Origin of the sequence: Streptomyces sp. XY431 (assembly GCF_001279805.1) — a bacterium.
GTDB classification, from domain to species: domain Bacteria; phylum Actinomycetota; class Actinomycetes; order Streptomycetales; family Streptomycetaceae; genus Kitasatospora; species Kitasatospora purpeofusca.
The window spans coordinates 21,931-38,707 of sequence record NZ_LGDO01000025.1 but is presented as its reverse complement, the minus strand read 5'-3'; the positions used below and the strand labels follow the sequence as shown (position 1 = coordinate 38,707).

The 16,777-nt window shown below is 73.6% G+C and carries 11 protein-coding genes; 6 read left to right on the top strand and 5 right to left on the bottom strand.

Going from position 1 to position 16,777, the window contains the following annotated elements; all coding sequences use genetic code 11:
- The first annotated feature begins 119 nt into the window (after positions 1–119).
- Positions 120–1,928, top strand: coding sequence for a hypothetical protein (locus ADK60_RS04470; RefSeq protein WP_053643381.1), 1,809 nt, complete (start codon positions 120–122; stop codon positions 1,926–1,928).
- Between the two features lie 72 nt (positions 1,929–2,000).
- Here the strand turns inward: ADK60_RS04470 and ADK60_RS04465 are convergent, their stop codons facing one another.
- The 4 genes from ADK60_RS04465 to ADK60_RS04450 form a co-directional block, all read right to left on the bottom strand.
- Positions 2,001–3,032, bottom strand: a complete 1,032-nt coding sequence (locus ADK60_RS04465; protein WP_159400292.1) for a hypothetical protein — start codon at positions 3,030–3,032, stop codon at positions 2,001–2,003.
- 77 nt (positions 3,033–3,109) lie between these two features.
- The gene (locus tag ADK60_RS04460) at positions 3,110–8,020 is read right to left on the bottom strand and encodes an RHS repeat-associated core domain-containing protein (protein WP_053643378.1); all 4,911 of its coding nucleotides are present in this window, start codon (positions 8,018–8,020) and stop codon (positions 3,110–3,112) included.
- A gap of 502 nt (positions 8,021–8,522) precedes the next feature.
- Positions 8,523–9,989 carry a sensor histidine kinase gene (locus tag ADK60_RS04455; RefSeq protein WP_234370940.1) on the bottom strand — a complete coding sequence of 489 codons (1,467 nt, stop codon included), beginning with the start codon at positions 9,987–9,989 and terminating at the stop codon, positions 8,523–8,525.
- Entirely contained in the window at positions 9,982–10,659 is a 678-nt protein-coding gene (locus ADK60_RS04450; protein ID WP_053643375.1) for a response regulator transcription factor, read from the bottom strand. The genes ADK60_RS04455 and ADK60_RS04450 overlap by 8 nt, the downstream gene beginning before the upstream one ends.
- Positions 10,660–10,813: 154 nt before the next feature.
- Here ADK60_RS04450 and ADK60_RS04445 point away from each other — a divergent pair, with 154 nt between their 5' ends.
- The 4 genes from ADK60_RS04445 (at position 10,814) to ADK60_RS04430 (ending at position 13,553) form a co-directional block, all read left to right on the top strand.
- Positions 10,814–11,464 (top strand): DedA family protein, encoded by a 651-nt coding sequence (locus ADK60_RS04445; RefSeq protein WP_053643374.1) that lies wholly within the window; start codon positions 10,814–10,816, stop codon positions 11,462–11,464.
- A 68-nt stretch (positions 11,465–11,532) separates the two neighbouring features.
- Positions 11,533–12,138, top strand: coding sequence for a phosphatase PAP2 family protein (locus ADK60_RS04440; RefSeq protein WP_053643372.1), 606 nt, complete (start codon positions 11,533–11,535; stop codon positions 12,136–12,138).
- Positions 12,135–12,812, top strand: a complete 678-nt coding sequence (locus ADK60_RS04435; protein ID WP_053643370.1) for a phosphatase PAP2 family protein — start codon at positions 12,135–12,137, stop codon at positions 12,810–12,812. Before ADK60_RS04440 ends, ADK60_RS04435 begins: the two co-directional genes overlap by 4 nt.
- A gap of 168 nt (positions 12,813–12,980) precedes the next feature.
- Positions 12,981–13,553, top strand: coding sequence for a hypothetical protein (locus tag ADK60_RS04430; protein WP_053643368.1), 573 nt, complete (start codon positions 12,981–12,983; stop codon positions 13,551–13,553).
- A gap of 94 nt (positions 13,554–13,647) precedes the next feature.
- On the opposite strand, the gene ADK60_RS04425 is transcribed toward ADK60_RS04430, so the two are convergent.
- On the bottom strand, positions 13,648–15,048 hold the full coding sequence (locus ADK60_RS04425) for a cytochrome P450 (RefSeq protein ID WP_053643366.1): 1,401 nt from the start codon (positions 15,046–15,048) through the stop codon (positions 13,648–13,650).
- Positions 15,049–15,685: 637 nt separating this feature from the next.
- On the opposite strand from ADK60_RS04425, the gene ADK60_RS04420 reads away from it, so the two are divergent.
- On the top strand, positions 15,686–16,771 hold the full coding sequence (locus tag ADK60_RS04420) for a polyprenyl synthetase family protein (protein WP_159400291.1): 1,086 nt from the start codon (positions 15,686–15,688) through the stop codon (positions 16,769–16,771).
- Positions 16,772–16,777 lie beyond the last annotated feature (6 nt).

Here is a 16,777-nt window from a genome sequence, read left to right as displayed (position 1 = left end):
ATTGGAGTCATCTGCACGATCCTCGTGTGCCCGCGCGGCCTCGGCGCCCCTGCCGAGGCCGGCGGGACCAGCCCATCCACCGACGCCCCGGCCGTGCCGTGCGGACCGGGAGCGCGGTCATGATCCCCCGGGCCGCCGACGGCGCGACCGCCGCCGGCTCCGCTGCCGGCGCCGGTGCCACCGCGCTGCTGCTCGCGGAACTCACCAGGAACGGGCGGATATCCCTGCGCCTCGCCTGCTCCCGGCTGACCACCTGGGAATCGCTGCTGGTGCAGCACGTCCTCGGCCGGGGCGACGTGGAGTTCCTCTCGGCGTGCCCGGACGCGGACCCGAACGCGGCCCCGGAACGGGATCCGGCCACGGTCACGCTCACCCGCTCGCCGCTGGCCGGCCTGTCGCTCTGGGCGCCCGGCGAACCGCCCGGCCCCGAGGCCGAGCCCGTCGGCGGCCTGCGGGTCCCGGCCGAGGTGCTCGACGCGGTGGCCGAGGAGACCCGGGTGATCGAGGCCCGGGAGGCGGCCGACCGGCACGAGGCCGACACCATCCTGCGCACCTGGGAGAAGAACGGCGAGCTGGACGACCGGCTCGCCCGGCTCGCCGACTGGGTCGAACGGGTCGAGAGCGTCTACATCCTGATCGGCCGGGACGTCTTCTCGAAGTCCGACGCGGGCACCAACACCCTCACCCGGCAGGGCCTGCTGACCGGTCTCCGGACCTCCCCGGTCGACGACTGGCGGCCGGCCGACCGGCTGTTCGTGGTCCTCGCCTACTGCCTGTTCGTCAGCGGCCGTTCGGTGCGCTTCGAGGAGTTCAACGGCCTGCAGCTCTCCGCCACCGGCCTGCGCGGGTTCCTGCTCGACCGGCACGCCCAGTACTGCGCCGCGCTGGACCGCGGACCGGGCGGCGCGGCCGGCCTCCCGCTTCTCGAACTGGCACAGACCGTAAGGGAGTTGATGCACGACGTCGACCGTTCGGAGCTGATGCGCTACCGCCGGATCAACGGGCTGACCTTCGTGAAGAACGAGCGGCTGCTCGACTTCCCGCTGCCCCGCGACCCGGAGACGATGCCGGAGCTGGTCGCCCGGCACGGCCGGCTGAACCTCGGGGTGGACCCCAGCGGCGACGTCAGGGCGGACCTGCGGGCGATGACCCTGGCGGCCGTCGCCCTGGACGCGATCGCCGAGGCCGACCCCGGCCCGGCTCCCCCCGCACAGGGCGCGGTCGGCGAACTGCTGGCGGCCGTCGTGCTGTCGTCGATCGTGGCCACCGACGCCGACTACGGCATGAGCAGTTCGGTGCGCGACCTGTCCGGGCTGCGCGGTGTCCGGCCCGGCAGCCCCGACGGCGTCCTGGCGCTGAAGAAGGGCGACTTCTTCTGCTGCTGCCTGCCGCACCCGACCCGGATGGCCGAGGTCGGCGACGAGACCGCGCCGATCCTGTGGCGGTCCGCCCAGCGGATGATGTACAACCGCTGGCACTTCGCCCCCGGCGAGTACGACCGGGCGGAGATCCCGGAGAAGCGGCACTACTTCTTCCCGCCGCAGGTGCCCGACATCGCGGAGCACGCCGAGCACCACCACGGCGGCCACGTCGCCTCCCGGGTGCGGTACACGATCCGCGCGCCCGGCGCCCAGGTCTGGCACCCACCGTTCACCGTCTTCGGCCACGGCTACCGCGGCTGCTACGACATCCGGCTGGTCCGGATGGAGGGCCCGCCGTTCACCACCACCGAGCTGGCCGAGGCGGTGCGGCACTGCTCCCTGGTCGACGAGCTGTGGCGCACCCTCGCGCAGGGCCTCCAGAGCGGCACCCTGCACGTCCCCCCGGTCACCGGCTTCGACCGGTCCTGGTACGAGTCGCGGGGCTGGGAGCTGCTGCGCCCGTTCGGCCTCGCCACCCGTACCCCGGCGCGGGTGGACCCCGTCTGACCCGGTGGCCGGCCTGCCGGACGTCCGGCAGGCCGGCCACCACCCGGCCACCCCCGCACATGCCGCCGGGTGCTACGAGTAGTCGGCGAGCTCGATCCCGCTGTCCACGCCCGATCCGTCGATACTGAATTTGCCGGTGTTGCCGTACCGGTCCCACGCGGTGATCACCGGGCTGAAGTACACCCGCCAGGTGTTGATCGGCCCGTTGGGGATGTGCCAGCCGTCCCCTCCCGTGGTGGCGTGCACCCAGGTGAAGCACAGGTACTGCTCGGGGTACGGCCGGTCGTAGATCCGCGCGTAGTCCCACCACTTGTTGCCGTCGGGGAAGTTGACGACCAGCCCGCCGTAGCCGCCGTCCCCGTCGTACGAACTGCCGTGCGGCTCCTGGTACCAGACGTAGGAGCCGTAGAGGTTCTTGTGGCGGCTGTCGGGCTTGATGTCGCAGGCGAAGAAGCCCTCGTAGCCGGGGTCGCTCCAGTAGCCCGAGACCGAGAAGGTGACGAAGTAGTTGTCCGTGGAGTCCAGCGACAGGTAGTAGTTCCAGGCTTCGGTGGTCACGTACTTGGTGTCGTTCTCGTACCTGGTGGCCGTCCTGGAGTACTCCCAGTTGACACCCGAGCGCCGGTGGGTCAGGGCCACCAGCGGGTCGAGCGTGACCTTGCCCTCGAAGGAGCCCGATCCGGCCGTGGTCGTGTACACCTTCCCGGTGTCCGTCTCGACCCAGGCCGAGACCGACTTCCGGTCCGCGCCCGGCCAGCAGGTGACGTAGAAGGTGAACTTCTGCGTTCCGTCGGCCGCGAGTTCGGGCTCGGCGGCGGCCCGGCTGCCCCCGCCGGGGACGTGGTGGAAGTAGCGGTCCTCCCGGTCGGTGAAGCACCAGCCTTCGCGGCCCTGCCAGTCGAGCTTCTCACCGCTGACGTAGTCGACGAGGTTCACCCGGTTCGGCCAGGAGATGTCCCCGTAGTAGGTGCCGCCGTTCTCGTCGGTGGGTTTGACGCTGATGGTCACCGCGACCTGGTTCCGGCCGTTCGCGTAGATCTCGGCGCCCGGACCTCCGGTCTCCAGCATCAGCGAGAGCTTGGACACTCCTGCCCATTGGGTCATCTGCGGTCTCCTCCGCTTCTCGGTACGACGGTGCGCCGCGAGGGGTTCGCCCGGGGCGCGGCCTTTCGGGTCGCGCCCTATCGCTTGGTGAACGAGACGGTGGGGTGCAGCCCCAGGATCTCCCGCAGGGCCCGGTCGTTGCGGCTGTAGCAGAAGGCGGCGATGATCTCGGCGTTCGGCCGCTCCAGGACCGCCCGCAGCGCGCCGCGCCGCATCCGGGGCAGGTTGTGGGCCGTCACCAGGACCTGCGGGTCCTCCGCGTTCATGGTGTCCGCAAGGTCCCGGTCCTCCCGAAGGATCCGCCGGTCGATCTCACCGGGGCCGCGCTCGCCGGTCCGGGTGCCGTGCGTCCCCGACAGGATGTGGATCTCCCGTACGTCGGGCAGCCCCCGGGCCTCCCTGGCGGTGGCCTCGACCATGTCCGGGGTGGCCCGGTAGACACTCGTCCAGACCGCGTTCCGGTGGCTCGGGTTGGGGGTGCGGGTGAAGTACCGCTCCCGGTCGTACCGGCCGTGCATGACCTCGGGCACCCGGACGACCATCGGCCCGCCGTCCGGGGCGTCCACCAGCGTCGGACAGTCCTCCAGGCCGCGGAAGTTGCCGCCGCCGAGCCCGTGGGCGGCGTCCCCGGCGGCCTCCGGGGCGCGGGCGCCGATCCCGGAGGCGGTGCGGGCGAGGGTGGCGCCGCCCTCGGCCAGGCCGGCCAGGCCGGTGCCCAGCGAGACCCAGCCCAGGACCGAGGAGGCCCTGGGCGCGGCCTTCTCCAGGGCGCCGCCGACGATGGCGGTGACGTCGGAGGCGACGCCCAGGGCGCCGACGACCAGGGTGGTGGTGGAGGCGGCGCCGAGGGCGGCGAGGACACCGCCCGCCGCCACGACGGCCAGCCCGCCGGTGACGACGGTGAGGGCGAGGCCCGCGACCCCGAGGCCGATGCCGAGCCAGGCCGCCCAGCTGAGGTGGCCGGAGGGGTCGACCCGGTTGACGGGGTCTCCGGCGCAGTACGCGTAGGGGTTGACGCCGCCGGCGCCGAAGGGGCTGAGCGGGTCGGGGGTGGCGAAGCGCCGGAGCTCCGGGTGGTAGTCGCGGGCGCCGTTGCCGAGGTGGTAGCAGCCGGTCACCGGGTCGACGGGCCGGCCGGTGAAGCCGAGGATGCCGGCGCCGGCCTGCGCCGGGCGCAGCCCGTAGGGGGTGTAGGCGTACTGGTCCGGCTCGTCCGTGGACGCCGACACCCGCACAGTCCCGGTGCCGTCCGCCCCCAGCAGGCGGGTCGCCGGCTGTCCGCCCGGGCCGTGCTGGGCCACGGGGTGGTCGCCGAGGTGCAGCAGGCGGGCGGCGCGGTCGTCCTCGGTGACGGTGGCGAGGGTCTCGCCGCGGTAGGACAGCACGCCGGTGCCGCCGTCCGGCGCGGTGCGGGTCAGCAGCCGGTCGAACGGGTCGTACCCGTAGCTGCCCGCGCCCTCGGTGGCGGCCAGGCGGCCGAGCGGGTCGTAGCGGAGCGCGCGCCCGGCCCCGTCGGTGGTCAGCCGGCCGGCCGCGTCGTAGGCCAGTTGGAGGTCGCCGGCGGGGCCGGTGCGGCTGATCCCGGTCAACTGGCAGGGGTCCTGGGGGTTGTCGTAGTGGTACGTGGCCGTCTCGGAGCCGCCGTCGGCGAAGTCGGTCCGGCTGTCGGTGAGGTTGCTCCAGCCGTCGTGGCGGAAGCTCTGCGCGGCGATCCCGCGGCCGAGTTCGTCCTGCGGCGGGACGGGCCCCTGGCAGGTGTAGTCGGTGAGCCGGTTGCGGCTGTCGTAGCCGAACGTCTCCCGGCGGACGAGCGCGGAGCCCCGGTGGAGCGTCCTGGCGCTGAGGAGGTCGTTGTCCTGCCACTCCTGGGTCTGCTTCCAGACCTCGCTGGCGCCGGTCGCCCCCGGGGCCCAGGTGAACTCGCGTGCCACCTCCCGGCCGAGGTCGTCCAGGGTCAGGGCGGTGGCCAGGGTGGCGCCCGAGCCGAGGTCCTCGACGGTCCAGCCGGTCAGCCGGCTCGCCGGGTCGTAGGTCGGCTCCAGCACCCGCAGGTCCGGGTCGGCGATCTCCTGGAGCCGGCCGAGCCGGTCCCGGGAGGTCCGCCGGACGGCGCCGTCCACCCCCGTGCAGGCGACCTCCTCGCCGCCGAGGGTGAACTGCCAGCTCACGGTGGTGTCGGGCGCACCGGCGCGGGAGACGGTCTCGGCGCGGGGCAGCCCCGAGGGGTAGTAGTCGCGCGTGACGGTGACCTCGCCCTCCCGCGCCTCGGTCGGGAAGCCGGTGACGGGGTGCGGGGTGAGCTCCTGGGTGACCTGGTCCGCCCGGACCAGGGTCAGCACGTTGTCCAGCTCGGGGACGGCCGTGTAGCGGCGCCGCTGCCCGTCGGGCATGGTGGCCCCGGCCGGGACGAGGTCGCTGTCCCGGTCGTAGTCGTAGTGCCACTCCCGGCCGCCGGAGGCGGTGCCGGTCAGCCGGCCCAGCCGGTCGAAGGTCTGCGTGCCGTAGCGGGCCTTGCCGACGGTGAGTTCGGTGGCGAGGCCGCCGCCGTCCTGCCGGACGTCGTGGGCGCGCGAGACCTGGGTGCCGTCCGGCAGTTCGGTCAGGGTGGGCAGGCCGCGCGGGTTGTAGTCGTGGCGTGTGCTGTTGCCGAGTTCGTCGGTCACCCGGCGCACCCGGCCCCAGCCGTCGCGGTCCAGCGTCCGCACGCCCTGCGAGACCCCGCGCAGGTCGAACCGCTCCACCCGCACCGGCTCGCCGCGCAGGTTGTGGGTGGTCACCACCGTGCCGGTGACCGGGCTGCCGCCGCCCTTCAGCTGGGTGGTGGTGGTCAGCGCGACCGGGTCGGTCCGGCCGGCCCGGGTGGAGCCGTCGGTGGAGTCCGTGGCCGAAACCCGGCCCCAGTCGTCGTAACGGAAGGTCTCGGTCAGCTCGCCGCCCGCGCTGCCGTCGGGCAGGTGGTCCAGGTCCGTGACGGAGGCCGTGCGGCCCTGCTCGTCGTAGCCGACCCGCTGGACGACGTACCAGCCGCCGTCGCCGTCGACGGCCCGGCGTTCCCGCCGGACCGGCCGGCCTGCGCCGTCGAGGGCCACCCGGACCTGCTCGCCCGGCTCGCCCGGGTCCGCGGACATCATCGGGGAGGTGGCGGTCACCAGGAACGGCGCGTCGCCGCCCGTCTCGTAGGCGCGGGTCTGCACCGCCTGGTGGGCGGTACCCGGATTGACGGTGCGGCTCAGCATCCGGCCCAGCCCGTCGTACGTCAACGCCACCCCGTTGCCCTGGGTGTCGGTGGCCGACCAGAGCCGCCCGGTGAAGCGCGAGCGCCGCTCCGCGCGGGTCAGCGCGAGCCCGTCGTCGGTGGTCAGGGTGTGGGTCTGGGCGAGGGCCTCCCCGTCCGCCGCGAAGCCGAAGGTGTGGGTCGAGGCGGTGGTGACGAAGCCGTGACCCGCGTCCCCGCCGAGCGTCTCCGTCTCGTCCAGGCCGAGGAGGCGGCCGAACTCCTCGCCCGAGGTGCGGTAGTGGAAGTCCACCGCGGACAACTCCCGGCCGTCGGCGAGTCGTTGCTCCCGGGACTTCAGTACCGCGGTGTCCAGTCGCGGCTCCCCGGTGGCGTACGGGGCGTACCGGTAGGCGGTGGTGAGGACGGGCGCGTCGAACTCGGTGGCCGGCGGCGTCCGGACGACCTCCTTCAGCCAGCGGGTGAAGCCGTGCGGATCGGGCGGGCAGTCCGAGCCGCTGCCGTCCGCCGGGTAGAACGTCCAGTCCGTCCGGCTGCCGTCCGGACCGGTCCGGCTGCGCGGATTTCCCTGCTCGTCGAAATCCGTGGTCGTGATGTCGCTGCGGGTGTTCCGCGCCGGATCGGTCCAGGTGACCGTGCGCTGCGTCGGAAGCTGGAACTGGGCCGGCTGCTGGTCGAATTCCTCGCCGATCCGCGCATAGTAATCGGTGCCGACCTGCTGGGAACAGCCGTTCTGCGCCGTCGTCTCCTCGGTCAGGAGGTGGTACGAATTGTAGGTCCGGGTGACCGTCCTGGTGTCCCCTCCGCAGGTCCGGGACTCCGTCGACCCGTAGGTGTAACCGGTCAGCACCCCGTACAGGGTGTCGGATCCGGCGTCGTAGCCCGCGCCGGAGAATCCGCCGACGAAATTGGTGGCGGTGTAGTCGTAGTCCGCCGCGACCGTCGGCTGCCCGCCGCCCGGCTCCTGCGCGAACCGGACGACCCGGGGCAGCGGCGGCAGGTCGCAACTGTCCGGGAAGCGGTGGCCGTTCGCGGTGTAGGAGGCCGTCTCGGACATCCCGCCCGGCAGGTCCAGCCCGGTCAGCCAGGAGCCCCACTCCCCCTGCTCGCCCATCGGCTCGTAGGAGAGGCTCCACTCCAACGGCTCGCCCGGGCCGAGCCCGAGGTGCCGCACGGTCGACAACTGCCCGTTGCGGAACAGGAATTCCACGTCGTAGCCCTCGGAGCGACCGGGCAGCACATGCAGTACGTGCCGGGCCCCGTCGTCCAGGTCCACGGTCAGCAGGGTGTCGCTCTCGTCCGCGACCGATCGCAGCCGGGGCTGTGCCTCGCCGAAGTCCCAGCTCAGGGAGAGGCGGTGGCCGGCGGGCGTGAGCAGTACGGTGGGCACTTTGAGGCCGAAGGCGTTCTGCGGTCCGGTCAGGATCTCCACCTCGCCGGACTTGTGCACGATCCGGTAGAAGTCGCCGTCCTCGTCCCTGCCGATGCGGACCGTGTCGAGCTTCTTCTGCTGCGGCAGCACCGCGGTGTCGGTCTCGACGACCTTGTACCGCTCCCCCGTGGACAGCGCCAGCAGGGCGTTGTCGGTGTCGTAGGTGGTGAGCCCCGGCGAGAAGCCCCGCCCGAACCCGAGGTCGGTGCCGTCGAGCGGCGAATAGCCCAGCGCCAGCGGCAGGGACGGCCCGAGGTTACGGTTCCCGACCAGCAGGCCCAGCACGATCCGGACGTTGTACAGGCCGGTGCGGGGATCCACGCCTCCCGACACCGAACTCCCGAAATTGGTCGCCTGCGTGAAGAACGAGGACACCGAAGGCATGCGCCACCCTCCCCTGGTATTCCGACGCCGATCCGCTCGGATCCTCTGCCCCGCGCACGCGTCCTCCGCGCCTGCCGAAAGGCGGCCGACAACTGGCCGACAATGCGGCGGAACGGGGTGGCGGGGAGTGCTGGACTGACCGAAAAGCGCCGGCTCGATCCGGCGGCAGTGGCTCAACCCCGTGAAGAGAACTGTTCCTGACGGACTGCCTTGCACACGCCGGGGCGACCTTTTCACTGTAACCCGGCCGCAGCCGATCGTGTCCCTCCCTGTGATAATTCCGCTCCGCCGAGCGGCGTGCCGGTGGCGTCGGGTGGCGCGGAGGGCGCGCCCGGGGCGCTCCCCGCGCGCCGGGTACCGCCGTTCGTCAGCGCCTCAGCGCCTCAACGTCCCCGTGCCTCAACGTCTCAACGTCCCAGCGCCTCAACGTCCCAGCGCCTCAGTGCCCCAGCGCCTCGGGGTGGGGGCGGGCCGGGAGGCGGGTTCGGAAGGTGCACCCGGCCGGGGTGTCCTCGATGGCGAGGGTGCCGCCGTGGAGGGCGGCGATGTCGCGGGCGATCGACAGGCCGAGGCCGGTGCCGCCGTCGTCGCGGCTGCGGGCGTCGTCGAGCCGGGTGAAGCGTTCGAACACCTTCTCCCGCTCGGCGGGCGGGACGCCGGGGCCGTCGTCGGCGACGTCGAGGACCGCCCGGCCGGTCGCCGGGTCGAGGACGAGGCGCACCGTCACCCGGTGGCGGGCGTGGCGCTCGGCGTTGTCGAGGAGGTTGGTCAGCAGCCGCCCGAGCCACATCGGGTTCCCGGTCACCGCGATCCCGTCGGCCAGCTCCGTCACGACCTCCGTCCGCCCGGGTCCCCGGCCGTCCAGGCAGGTGCGCACCAGCTCGGCCAGGTCGAGTTCCTCGGCCGGGCCGTTGTGTCCGGTGGAGTCGAGGCGGGCGAGCAGCAGCAGGTCGGCGGCGAGCGACTGGAGCCGGTCGGTGTCCTGGAGGGCGCCGGCCACCAGGTCCGCGCGGACGGCGGGGTCGGGGTGGGTGTGCGCGACCTCCAGCTGGGTGCGCAGCACGGCGAGCGGGCTGCGCAGTTCGTGGGAGGCGTCGGCGATGAAGCGCCGCTGGCGCACCCCGGCGGCCTCCAGCCGGTCGAGCATGGCGTTCATGGTGCGGGCGAGACGGGCGATCTCGTCCTCGCTGCCGGGTTCGGGCACCCGTCGGGCGAGGTCGCGGTCGCCGATCGCGGCGACCTCGGCGCGGATCGCCTCGACGGGGCGCAGCGCGCGGCCGGTCGCCCGCCAGGTCACCACGCCGACGGTGGCCACCAGGACGGCGCTGAGTCCGCCGAGTGCGGCGGTGGTGAGGTCCTCGGCGGTGTCGGCGGTGTGCAGGGAGGCGCCGACCCGGATGGTGACCGGGCCGTTCGGGGTGTCGGCGGTGAGGGTGGTGACCCGCTGGTGGTGCTCGTCGCCGAGCATGCCGAGGTCGAAGCTGTCGTGGCCGTCGTCGGTGCCGGTGAGGGCGGGGTGCCCGGTGAGGTTCTGGCTGGCGGCGACCACGGCCCCGGACGCGTCGGTGACCTGGACGAAGTCGGTGCCGGGGCCGAGCGGGAGCACGTGCGGCAGGGGGCCCTGGGCGGCGGTCGAGGCCACCGTCCGGGCCTGCTCGCGGGCGGCGGTCTCGACGGTGCGGTGCAGGTTGACCCGCATCAGGAGCACCACGGCGGCGGAGGCGGCCAGCAGGACGACGGCGACGGCCGCGCAGGCGGCGATCGTGGTGCGGGTGCGGACCGACCGGGGTGCCAGCCGTTCGGTCGCGGCGGTGACCCTCGGCGAGCGCAGCAGCCGGCCGGCCCGTCGGCGGAGGGCCGCGAGCACCCCGGGGCGGGCGGGGCCGGACTCCCCGGGGTCAGCCACCGTCGGCCGCCAGCCGGTAGCCGACGCCGCGCACGGTCTGCACCGCGGTCCGGCCGAACGGCGCGTCGATCTTGCGCCGGAGGGCGCTGATGTGGACCTCGACGGTGTTGGCCCCGCTGTCGGGGCCGCCGTCCCAGACCTCGTCGAGGATCTCCCGCTTGGAGACCACCTCGCCCGCCCGGCGTGCGAGGTGGTCCAGGACGGCGAACTCGCGCGGGGTCAGCGCGACCGGCGTCCCGGCCCGGGCGCAGGTGCGGGCCGCGGAGTCCACCACCAGGTCGCCGAGCACGGTGCGCTGCGGGGCGCGGGAGCCGATGCGACGGGCCAGGGCCTTGAGGCGGGCGACCAGTACGACGAAGGAGAACGGCTTGGAGAGGTAGTCGTCGGCCCCGGTGTCCAGGGCCTCGGCCTCGTCCCATTCGCCGTCCTTGGCGGTGAGCATCAGGATTCCCACGTCACTGCCGGCGGCCCGCAGCCGGGAGCAGACCCGGTAGCCGTTGAGGCCGGGCAGCATGATGTCGAGGACGATCACGTCGTAGGGGTGGTCGGTGGCGCGGGCCAGACCGGACAGGCCGTCGTGGACGATCTCGACGGCGAACCCCTCGGCCTCCAGGCCGTGCTTGATCGCCAGGGCGAGCCGCTGTTCGTCCTCCACCACCAGTACGCGCATGCCCCCAGGGTCGCAGGTCGCCGCGACGGGGAGCTGAAGACGTCTTCAGGTCTTCAGCGGACCTTCAGCGCCGTTCGGTCATGCTGACGGTGTCAGTGGGCACGAGGCCCGCCTCCGGGCGCGGCCGGGTCCCCTTTCTCGGAAAGGCGCTTCCATGGTGCTACCCCCGACGGCCGTGCTGGCCGTCAATCCGCTGGACGCGGGCTCGCTGCTGGCCGCGTTCGGCGCGCTGGGCATCGCCGTGGTCATGTTCGCGGAGACCGGCCTGCTGGTCGGCTTCTTCCTGCCCGGCGACTCGCTGCTGTTCACCGCCGGCCTGCTGTGCACCACCGGCGAGCGCAGCGGCCCGCACCTCGACCTCGGCCAGGTGCTGGCGGCCGCGGTGGTCGGCGCCCTCACCGGTGCCCAGGTCGGCTATCTGTTGGGCCGCCGCGGCGGACGCGCCCTGCTGACGCGCTCCCGCAACAAGCACCTGCACGAGGGCGCGGTGCGGGCCGAGGAGCTCCTCACCCGCTACGGCCATCGCAAGGCCGTCGTGCTCGCCCGCTTCGTGCCCGTGGTGCGCACCGTCCTCAACCCGCTGGCCGGCGCGCTCGGCGTGAACGTCCGCACCTTCACCGTGTGGCAGGTCGTGGGCGGCCTGGTGTGGACGGTCGGCCTGGTCATGGCGGGCTACGCGCTGGGCTCCTCGGTCCCGGACGTCGACCGCTATCTGCTGCCGATCGTCGCCGCCGTGGTGGCGGTCTCGCTGCTGCCGCTGGTGCTGGAAGTGCTGCGTGCCCGCCGCCGGGGCCGGACCCGATGAGCGGGCTCGCGGGTGGACCGGTGCGTGGGCTCGCGGGTGGACCCGCGGGTGGGCTCGCAGGTGGGCCCGTGGGTGGGCTCGCTGTCGACGGCCGACCGGTCGACGGCGGTCTTTACCTGCGGATGGACCGCTGGGCCGAGCACCTCCCGGCGCCGCTCCAGCACCTCGTCGCCGCCTGGTCCGTCGCCGGGCTGCTGCTGCTCGCCGTCCTGATACTGCTCGGCTGGTGGCGTGCGCGCCGCACCGACGACGTCCTGATGGCCCGCGCGCTGGCCGTGCCCCTGGTGGTCACGCTCGCGTTCGCCGCGGACACCCTGCTCAAGTCGGGGCTGCGCGAACCCCGGCCCTGCCAGGTGCTCGACGCCGGCCGGACCCTGGAGGCCTGCCCCGGCGCCGGCGACTGGTCGCTGCCCAGCAACCACACCGTGATCGTCTTCGCCGGAGCCGCCGCGCTGTGGCACGTCGACCGCCGCCTCGGCGCGCTGGGACTGCTCCTGGCCGTCGTGATGGGCCTGTCCCGGGTGCTGGTCGGCGTCCACTACCCGCACGACGTGCTCCTCGGAGCCGCGGTGGGCGCTGCCCTCGGCCATGTGCTCGGGCTGCTGTCCGGCCGGGCCGCGCCCCTGGTCGACCGGGCCCGCGCGGGCGGACTGCGGAGGTGGCTGACCGCATGACCGTCCGCCCCTCGACGGCGGTCGCCGCCGTCCTCGCCGTCTGTGTCGCGGTGTTCGCCGCCGTCGCCGCCCTGGTCGCCGCCCACGGCTGGGCGCCGTACGGATTCGAGCGCGGCGCGCTCGACTGGGTGGTGGCGCACCGGCCGCGCCCGGCCGAGCGCACCGCCGAGCTCCTCACCGCCCTGGGCACCGGGGTCTTCTCCTATCTGTTCGCCCTCGCCGCCGGGATCCTCCTCGCGCGGGCGACCGGCCCGCACCGGTCCCGGCCGGCCGCCGTCGCCGTGCTGCTCGCCCCGGTGGCATGGCTGGCGGCGGGGCAGCTGCTGCGCCAGGGCCTGATGCACGGCTTCGGCCGACCCCGCCCGCCGGCCGCCGACTGGGCCTTCACGGCGCACGACTTCGCCTTCCCCTCCGGACACGCCTTCACCGCCGCCCTCTCGGCGGGCCTGCTCGCCCTCGCCGTCACCCGGGCCCGCCCGGGCGCGGCCCGGACCGCCGCGACGGCCGCCGCCGTCTTCGCCGTGCTGATCGGCTGCACCCGGGTCTACCTCGGTGTGCACTGGCCCCTGGACGTCCTGGCGGGCTGGCTGCTGGCCGCCGCCTGGCTCGCCCTGGGCGCCCTGCTGTTCCGGAAGCAGCTCCGCGCACGCCGGGGCGACCGCTCTCCTGGGTGACGGCTCCGGGGGCGCGGCCGACGGGGTCGCGGCCGACAGGGTCGCACCCGGCGGGGGCGCGCCCGGTTTCGACCTCGGTCGAAGGGCTTTGCCCGGGTGGTGCGGGCACGGTGAGACTCGTCGAGGCAACAAGCCACCTGGAGAAGTGACTTGAGGAGAGTGACCGCTATGAGGATCGCGCCTTCCCTCGTTCCCCGCGCCGGTGTCGCGCTGGGGGCCGTCCTGATGGCGGCCGGGCTGCTGGGCGGTACCGCCGCCCAGGCCGCCGACGGCGCCCCGGCGGCCGGCGCACCCGCCGCGGCGGCACCGGCCGTCGCCGCCGCGCCCGCCTCGGACGCCGACCAGACCGTCATCCAGGGCACCACCGGCCTGAGCCGGGGCCAGAGCTGGTCCTCGCCGGACGGCAGCACCGTGCTCTACCAGCAGTACGACGGCCACGTGGTGCTCTACAAGAACAACGTCGCCATCTGGACGGCCACCGGCACCTACGGCGTCGGGAGCTACCTCTACATGCAGGCCGACGGCAACCTCGTCGCCTACGACGCCGCCATGCGCGCGGTCTGGAACAGCCGTACCCCGTACCACCCCGGCGCCTACCTCGCGATCCAGAACGGCGGCAACCTGGCCGTCTACTACGGCGGTACGCCGATCTGGTGGTCCAACTACCGGCCCGGCGGCGGCCCCGGCCCGATCGACCCCGACCCCGAGTGCACCCCCACCACGCACCAGCTCTGCCCGTAACGGATCCCCTGTCACCGGCGACCGCCGGGGCCGCTCCCACCGGACGCGGCCCCGGCGGTCGCCGTTCGCGCGGGTGTCCCCGCCCGCGCCCGCGTCATCGGACCACGACGCGGGCGTGCCGCCGCGCCGTGAGGGTGGCGGGCATGGGGCCCGGGTTGAGGGTGAGTTGGGGCAGCCGCGGCGTGCTGAGGGTGCGGCGGTGCAGGTCGACGTGCCAGTGGCTGAGCAGCGAGGACAGCATCAGGACGCCCTCGATCAGGGAGAACTCGTCGCCGATGCACTTGCGGGCGCCGCCGCCGAAGACGGTGACGGGCACCTGCGGCTGACCTCCGTGCGCGTCCCAGCGGTCGGGGTCGAAGCGCTCCGGGTCGGGGTAGAGGTCGGGCAGGTGGCTGATCAGGTAGGGGCTGTAGGCGATCACGGTGCCGCGCGCGATCGCGTACGGGCCGAGTTCGGCGTCCTGCTCGGTCTGCCGGGTGAGGAACCACCCGGGCGGATACATCCGCAGCGCCTCGGCGAGCACCTGCCGGGTGTAGGTGAGCTGCGGCAGGTCGTCCCAGCCGGCGGTCCGGCCGCCCAGCACCGAGTCGACCTCCGCGGTGAGCCTGGCGAGGACGGCGGGGTGGGTGGTGGCCAGGAACAGCGCCCAGTTCACGGCGCCGGCGGTGGTCTCGGTGCCGGCGGAGTACATGGTCACGGCCTGGTCGACCAGTTCCTCGTCGCTCAGCGCGGGCAGGTCGCTCCCGGGGTCGCGCGAGGCGATGAGCATCGACAGGAGGTTGGTCTCCCCCGCATCCCCGGCATCCCCGGTGGCCGCGCCCGGCCCGCCGGCGTCGACCCGCCGGCGGTGGGCGGCGGTGAGGTCGGCCATGGACCGGCGCACCCGGCGGGTGGCCCGGTCGTAGCGGACGTTGCCCGGCGTGGGGACCTTCCGCAGCCGCTTGGGCAGGAGGGTGTGCCGGGTGAAGCCGGCCAGCAGGGTGTCGAAGTCGGCGGCCAGGCGGCCGTGCAGACCCGGGTCCAGACTGGTCCCGAACACCGCGGAGAGCACGAGGTCGGCGGTGATGGTGCGGGACTCGACGGCCAGGTCGACGGTCTGGCCGTGGCGCCACCGGCGGAGCGCGAGGTCCAGACGCTCCGTCATGATGCGGGCGTAGCCGGGGAACCGGGAGTGGTGGAAGGCCGGCTGCATCAGGCGGCGCTGCCGTCGGTGCTCGGCGGCCGGGCACGAGGCGAGCCCCTGGCCGCCCGCCTCGCGCAGCCGCTCGAAGAGGGGGCCGCCCTTGTCGAAGACCCGGTCGCGCACCAGCATCGCGCGGGTCAGTTCGGGGTCGCACACGACCACCAGGGGCTTGCCGAAGAAGCGGATCTCCACCAGCGGGCCGTGCGGGGGCAGCCCGCGCAGGAACGCCAGCGGCTCGCGCAGGAAGGCCGCCAGGTGGCCGACGACGGGCCTGGCGCCGGGGGCCGACGGGACGACAGCGGTGCTGGTCATGGGACGGACTCCCTTGCTGGGCAGGACTGTTGGAGGACACTGCCGGCGGATCGCCACCACGGACGGCGTGGCGGACGGCGCCACGGACGTAGCGGCGGACGTCGCGGCGGACGCGTCACGAAGGTCGCCGGGTGGATACGGCGGTGCGGAGAACGCAGTGCGAGGAATGCAGTGCGAGGAACGCGGTGCGGAAGCGGCGTTCGCGCGAGCGGCGGGACGCCGCTCGGAGTGCCGGGAGAACGGTCGCGCCGACGGGCGGAGGCCGACGCGGGCTCCGGGAGGGCGGCACGCCGGGGCGGCCGCCGGAGCCGACGGCCCTCACTCTAGGCAACGAGTTCCGGAACGTCCATGCCCAGGTCGAAGATCCTTGGCGCCGACGGTACAGGCTCCGCAGGCTGTCAATGTGACCTGCGTCACCCCACGAAAGGTGGAACCAGCACGCAGCGTGACGGTCCGACGGGCGCTACCTGCCCGGACGCCCCGCCCTCGGAACGCGCTGCGTGAAAGCGGAGCCGGAATTTCCTCGTCCCGTCCCCCCTCCGGCACAGATTAATCCACGCCCCCTGGTGCGACCGGCGAAAGGCTGCTTAGCCTGTTCGTGACCTCCGGAGCGAGGTCACGGGGGAAGGAATTCATGATGACGACATCGATTCCTGCTGAGCGCGCCTCCGCGCACGGCGAAGAATCCGCACTCGTTCAGGAATGGCTCCGGAAGGACCTCGTGCGGGTCAGGGAGGCACTCCAGTCCTTGGTGGCCCAGCCGCATTCCCGGATCGAGGAGCCCATCGCCTACGCGGTGGAGCACTCCGGGCGTCTGCTGCGGCCCACGCTCGTCCTGCTGTCCTCGTACCTGCTCGCCGAAGAACCCGGCCGGCGCACGCACCGGCGGGTCATCGAAGGCGCCGCGGTCGTCGAGACCCTGCACATCGCAACCCTCCATCACGACGACGTGATAGACAATGCGCAGGTCAGGCGAGGAAGGCCGAGCGTCAACGCCAAGTACGGCACCCCGACCGCCCTGCTGACCGGGGACTATCTGCTTGCCCGCTGCATGCAGGGCGCCGCGGCACTGGGGCGCTCCCACCTGCTGGCAATGGCCCAGACCCTGGCCGACATGTGCGTCGGCCAGATGCTGGAGTCCAGCCGGCTCCACGACCCCTTCCGGACCGAGCCCGAGTACTACGCCGCCGTTTCCGGGAAAACCGCCCGCCTGTTGCGGACGGCCGCCTCCATGGGGGTCCTGGGCGGGAAGACCGAAAAAAGCGCACAGGCGGCCCTGGAAAGCTTCGGGAACGATCTGGGAATGGCATTCCAGATCTGGGACGACATTCTCGACATCTGCAGCACGGAAACCGGCAAGGAACCGGCCAAGGACATACTCAACGGCGTCTACACCCTGCCGGTGATCTATGCCGTCCAGGACTCCCCGGACGTGGTCCTGCCGCTACTGAGCGCGCAGCCGCTGTCCGCCGACCGGTGCCGGGCCGTGGTCGAGGCCGTCCAGGAGTCGGGGGCGATCACCCGGGCCGCGAAGGTGGCGCAGCGTTACACGGCGAACGCCCTCCTCGCCGTCGAGTCCCACCCGGCCACGGCCGCGCACGCCCCGCTCGTCCGGCGGTGTCTGCGGGATCTCGTCGCCACCTTCGCGTCCCGCCATCCCGCCCTCGGGGCGCTGCGCGACGCCACCGGCCCCGAGGCCGAGGACCGTTCGCCGGCCGCCTGACCGGCC

Bases quoted from the DNA above. Each gene is read 5' to 3' on its own strand.
- ADK60_RS04470 (WP_053643381.1), top strand. From the start codon at position 120: ATGATCCCCCGGGCCGCCGACGGCGCGACCGCCGCCGGCTCCGCTGCC.
- ADK60_RS04465 (WP_159400292.1), bottom strand. From the start codon at position 3,032: ATGACCCAATGGGCAGGAGTGTCCAAGCTCTCGCTGATGCTGGAGACC.
- ADK60_RS04450 (WP_053643375.1), bottom strand. From the start codon at position 10,659: ATGCGCGTACTGGTGGTGGAGGACGAACAGCGGCTCGCCCTGGCGATC.
- ADK60_RS04445 (WP_053643374.1), top strand. From the start codon at position 10,814: ATGGTGCTACCCCCGACGGCCGTGCTGGCCGTCAATCCGCTGGACGCG.
- ADK60_RS04435 (WP_053643370.1), top strand. From the start codon at position 12,135: ATGACCGTCCGCCCCTCGACGGCGGTCGCCGCCGTCCTCGCCGTCTGT.
- ADK60_RS04430 (WP_053643368.1), top strand. From the start codon at position 12,981: ATGAGGATCGCGCCTTCCCTCGTTCCCCGCGCCGGTGTCGCGCTGGGG.
- ADK60_RS04425 (WP_053643366.1), bottom strand. From the start codon at position 15,048: ATGACCAGCACCGCTGTCGTCCCGTCGGCCCCCGGCGCCAGGCCCGTC.
- ADK60_RS04420 (WP_159400291.1), top strand. From the start codon at position 15,686: ATGACGACATCGATTCCTGCTGAGCGCGCCTCCGCGCACGGCGAAGAA.